The 695-nt window shown below is 66.8% G+C and carries 1 protein-coding gene; it reads left to right on the top strand.

Features of this window, described 5'->3' with window-relative positions; translation table 11 throughout:
• A partial coding sequence (locus ACFQO7_RS37750; protein ID WP_376810897.1) for a carbohydrate ABC transporter permease occupies window positions 1–695 on the top strand: 695 nt, incomplete at both ends.

Raw genomic sequence — 695 nt, forward strand, 5'->3', positions numbered from 1 at the left:
GGCTACACCAGCCTGTACAAGTGGAACGGCTTCAACCTGCCGGAGAACTTCGTCGGGCTGGACAACTTCACCCGCGCCTTCAAGGACCCGACGTTCCTCGGCGACCTGTGGCACACGCTCGTTCTGATCACCCTGTCCCTGGTCATCCAGCTCCCGGTCTCCCTGGCTCTGGCGATGCTGCTCAACCAGAAGCTCAAGGGCCGCAGCGTCTACCGCGTCATCTTCTTCGCCCCGTACGTGCTGTCCGAGGTCACCACCGCGGTGCTGTTCACCCTGGTGCTCTCACCCAACCGGGGCCTGGGCGACACGGTGTCGAAGCTGCTGGGCGCCGAGGCGGGCGCGGTCTTCGCCGACCCGGACACCGTGCTGTTCGCGCTGTTCCTGGTGATCTCGTGGAAGTACTTCGGCTTCCACATGATCCTGTACTTGGCGGGCCGGCAGGGCATCCCGGCCGAGCTGACCGAGGCGGCCACGACCGACGGCGCGAGCGCGTGGCAGGTGTTCCGGCACGTGACGCTGCCGCTGCTGGGCCCGACGATCCGGATCAGCGTGTTCCTGTCGGTGATCGGCAGCATCCAGCTGTTCGACATGGTCTGGGTGCTCACCGGCGGCGGACCCATCCACGCCTCGGAGACCATGGCCGTCACCATGTTCGACCGCGGCTTCCGCCGCTTCGAGGTCGGCTACGCCAGCGC

It is taken from the genome of Catellatospora aurea (genome assembly GCF_042663325.1).
In the GTDB taxonomy this organism is placed as follows: domain Bacteria; phylum Actinomycetota; class Actinomycetes; order Mycobacteriales; family Micromonosporaceae; genus Catellatospora; species Catellatospora aurea.